The sequence below is a fragment of the Albidovulum sp. genome (genome assembly GCF_049646345.1).
In the GTDB taxonomy this organism is placed as follows: Bacteria; Pseudomonadota; Alphaproteobacteria; order Rhodobacterales; family Rhodobacteraceae; genus Albidovulum.
In genome coordinates this window covers 1-2,083 of record NZ_JBARVQ010000068.1, presented here as the reverse complement: position 1 = coordinate 2,083, position 2,083 = coordinate 1, and the positions used below count along the sequence as shown (strand labels likewise).

At 64.4% G+C, this 2,083-nt stretch carries 3 protein-coding genes; all 3 read left to right on the top strand.

Translation table 11 applies throughout. From position 1 onward, the window contains the following. On the top strand, positions 1–545 hold a 545-nt coding region (locus WBB85_RS01650), incomplete at its 5' end, for an ABC transporter ATP-binding protein (protein ID WP_432636885.1). After that, positions 542–1,435, top strand: a complete 894-nt coding sequence (locus WBB85_RS01645) for an ABC transporter permease (protein ID WP_432636884.1) — start codon at positions 542–544, stop codon at positions 1,433–1,435. The genes WBB85_RS01650 and WBB85_RS01645, both read left to right, overlap by 4 nt. Further along, on the top strand, positions 1,435–2,083 hold a 649-nt coding region (locus WBB85_RS01640), incomplete at its 3' end, for an ABC transporter permease (protein WP_432636883.1). The genes WBB85_RS01645 and WBB85_RS01640, both read left to right, overlap by 1 nt.

Below are 2,083 nucleotides of genomic sequence, written 5' to 3'. Positions count from 1 at the left end.
GGCTGGAACTGAAAGCGCTGCAGCGCGAAACGGGCATCACCTTCGTCTTTGTCACCCATGATCAGGAAGAGGCGCTGGCGATGAGCGACCGGGTGGCGGTGATGTCGGCCGGACGCCTGCAGCAGCTGGGCACACCGGAAGAGATCTACGAGGCCCCCGCCAACCGCTTCGTCGCCGACTTCATCGGCGGCGCCAATCTGATCGCGGGTGAGGTCGCGGCGCCGGGGCGCGCACGCGTGGCCGGGCTGGGCGAGATCCCGGCAGAAACGGGGACACATGCGCCCGGCACGTCGATTACGCTGTGCATCCGGCCCGAGAGGCTGGCGGTGGGCGTAGGCAAGAAGGGCGGCGGCGAAATCGGTCCCTTCCGCGTTACCGACCGCACCTATCTGGGCAACGCGCTGGCGCTGCACCTGAAGGCCGGTGACCATTCGGTCACCGTCCATCTGCCGCGTGGCGGTCTGCGCGGGCAGATTGACGCCGCGCCGGGGTCGGAGGTTTTCGTCGCGGTCGAGCCGGGTGCGCTCCGGGTGCTGGCATCATGAACATGCAGCCCGAAACCCGGCTGGCGGCGGGGCTTCTGTCGCCCGCGCTTCTGGTCATCACGATCTTCATGGTCGTACCGATTGCGATCACCACGATCTATTCCTTTCTGGAACCCGCGCGTTACGGCGGCGTGGTCTGGAACTTCTCGGCCGAGGCCTATATCCGCGTCCTCTTCGAGCGCGACATCTTCGATGACAGCTTGAGCTTCTCGACCGATTACATCCGCATCTTCGCCCGTTCGCTGATCCAGGCGGGGGTGGCGACGGTTCTGTGCCTGATGGTCGGCATCCCGGCAGCCTGGTTCATCGCGACCCGGTCCGACCGGCAGAAATCGGTCTGGCTGGTGCTGATCACCATTCCCTATTGGGTCAACCTTCTGGTCCGCACCATCGCGCTCTTGCTGATCCTGCGCGACGAAGGGCCGATCAATTCGGGGCTGCAATCGCTGGGCCTCACCTCCGGCCCGCTGCCCTTGGCTTATAACGATTTCGCCGTGGGGCTGGGGCTTGTCTACAGCTTCCTGCCCTTCATGATCCTGCCGCTTTATGCCGCCTTCGAACGCTTCGACTTCCGCCTTCTGGAGGCCGCCTATGACCTGCATGCGAACCGGTTTCAGGCGGTGTTCAAGGTCGTCCTGCCGATCCTGAAACCCGGCATCGTCGCAGGCAGTCTTCTCGTGTTTATCCCCGGGATCGGCGCCTTCCTTGCCCCCGACATCCTTGGCGGCGGCAAGACGCTGATGATTGGCAACCTCATTGGCCAGCAGTTCCAGGGCTCGCGCAACTGGCCGTTCGGGGCGGCGCTTTCGACCATCCTTCTGGTCTTCACGCTGATCGCACTTTTCTGGTCGGCGCGTCGGTCCGCCAAAGCGGGCGGGGAGGTGATCTGATGGCCTTCCTCGACCGCCGCGACCGCGATATCCGCAACCTGCCGGGCACCGGACTGACCGCGATCCTCGCGATTGTCTTTCTCTATGCGCCCATCGGTTTCCTCGCGCTTTATTCCTTCAACTCTGGCCGTTCCATCAGCCGCATCGACGGGTTTTCGCTGCACTGGTACCGCGAGGTTTTTGCCGATGCGGGCATCCAACGCGCCGCGATGAACTCGCTGACCGTGGCGCTGATCGCGGCAAGCGTCGCGACCGTTCTGGCCATCGCCGCCGCCGTGGCGACCGTGCGGCTGAAGTTCCGGGGCAAGGAAGGCGCCTATGCGCTGATCAACTTCCCCCTGATGGTGCCCGAGATCGTGACCGCCATCGCCACGCTGATCTTCTTCGGCACCATCGGCTTTCGCCTTGGTCTTGCGACCGTTGTCGTGGCCCATATCGTCTTCTGCATCCCCTTCGCCTATCTGCCGATCCGCGCCCGGCTGACCTCGATGGACGACGGGCTGGAACTGGCCGCGCGCGACCTTTACGCGAGCCCCGCCAAGGCCTTCCGCCGGATCACCCTGCCGATCCTGATGCCGGGTGTCGTCTCGGGCTGGCTTCTGGCCTTCATCATCTCGCTGGATGATTTCATCATCTCGGCGATGGTTG